Source organism: Achromobacter pulmonis (assembly GCF_002885955.2).
GTDB classification, from domain to species: domain Bacteria; phylum Pseudomonadota; class Gammaproteobacteria; order Burkholderiales; family Burkholderiaceae_B; genus Achromobacter; species Achromobacter pulmonis_A.
Genome location: NZ_POQS01000024.1, coordinates 7025 through 7355 on the forward strand (window position 1 = coordinate 7025; position 331 = coordinate 7355).

At 68.0% G+C, this 331-nt stretch carries 1 pseudogene; it reads right to left on the reverse strand.

Annotation, left to right across the window (positions count from 1 at the left end):
* Window positions 1-58 precede the first annotated feature (58 nt).
* A pseudogene (locus tag C1I89_RS33320) lies at window positions 59-331 on the reverse strand (baseplate assembly protein); the annotation flags it as partial.

Here is a 331-nt window from a genome sequence, read left to right on the forward strand (position 1 = left end):
CCGTCCAGCAGCAGGTCGAACACCTTGGCGGCGGGGTCGTAATGCAGCGCCAGATCCATCAGCCCATCCCCTGATTCGGTTTGCCGGTCGTGCCGCCCGAGTCGCCCGGATGGTCGTGGCCGTCGTAGGTCTCGCGCATTTCGGACATGGCACGCCCGCCCGAGTCGCAGCGGTCCCGGATCTCGCCGGTGCATTCGAGCAGATCGGTCTCGGCGCGCACCTTCGGCGCGTTCGTGATGGTCACCGGCTTGCCGGCGCCGTCGATCACGATGCCCGCGCGCGTCAGATGCACGCTTTGCCCCTGGTCGTCGTACAGCGCCACTTCACCCTC